At 58.6% G+C, this 515-nt stretch carries 2 protein-coding genes; one reads left to right on the top strand and one right to left on the bottom strand.

Annotated features, from left to right (window positions below):
• The coding region (locus CKO40_RS23900; protein ID WP_476702813.1) for a protein kinase family protein at nt 1-374 on the bottom strand (374 nt) is incomplete at its 3' end.
• 6 nt (nt 375-380) lie between these two features.
• On the opposite strand from CKO40_RS23900, the gene CKO40_RS25570 reads away from it, so the two are divergent.
• The coding region (locus CKO40_RS25570; protein ID WP_420827413.1) for a hypothetical protein at nt 381-515 on the top strand (135 nt) is incomplete at its 3' end.

Raw genomic sequence — 515 nt, 5'->3', positions numbered from 1 at the left:
GCCGCAGCGATCGCATCCATGGCCTCCGCGACCGGCTGCAGAACAGCGGGCAGTTCGGTTTCAGGCAGGTCTTGCAACGTGACACCCTGTGCACGGCGGGAGATGCAATAGGTCAGGCTCTCGCTGAATTCCCCAATGTCAAGCACTTCCGGAATCGGGAGCGCGGCCGATGCAAAGTGCCGATAAACATAACGATCTTTGTAGAAACCATCGGCGCAGCTATTTACCCGCAGGACATATCCACGCCCTCCTACGTCGAAGCTGAAAGCACGAGATTCTTCGCCCTCCGAGAGCTGCATCAGGTCGGAGACGCTGTCGAACTTTTCGATCAGAAACTTCTCGACAGACGTCGCGGTGAGTTCAGGCTTTTTCATATCTCATTGCCCCCCGGGATCTGCGGCACGCTGTTGACGCTGTTAAGCGGGTCGCTGCAGGGTCGCTCGGTGTTCGAGGCCACACGCGTCACCTTAATATGCGAAGTGGACCTCGGACCGCGCCGCCCCGACTGCATCTGC

It is taken from the genome of Halochromatium glycolicum (genome assembly GCF_016584085.1).
Classification (GTDB): Bacteria; Pseudomonadota; Gammaproteobacteria; order Chromatiales; family Chromatiaceae; genus Lamprobacter; species Lamprobacter glycolicus.
Note: the sequence above shows the minus strand (reverse complement) of the source record. Positions and strands in the feature narration are given on the sequence as shown.